Consider the following 290-nt stretch of genomic DNA (forward strand, 5'->3'; position numbering starts at 1 on the left):
GGTACCGCAGGCTCGCGGCCAACGGCAATCAGTTGCTCGCGCAGCGTCCAGTTGTTCAATAAAGATACGCCTAGCGCAAGCAGCAGAGCGGCCGTTACCCAGCCCTGGGAAGGGCGAAGAAGCAGCTGGAAAAAATCCTTCCATTGCTTCCGCTGTTTTATTTCTGCCTTCGAGGCAGGGGAATCGGCAAATATCGCAGTCATCACTTCCGCTTTTAAGTCAGCTGGCGGTTCCATCTCTTCTGGCTCAAGCGGGATTGACTGCCAGGTTTGCTGCAACTGTTCCCATTC

General features: G+C 54.8%; 1 pseudogene. It reads right to left on the reverse strand.

The features are described 5' to 3' along the window. Positions 1-290: pseudogene (locus tag MXD62_RS08370) on the reverse strand (hypothetical protein); the annotation flags it as partial.

This window comes from Frankia sp. Mgl5, assembly GCF_023242985.1.
Lineage (GTDB): Bacteria > Actinomycetota > Actinomycetes > Frankiales > Frankiaceae > Parafrankia > Parafrankia soli.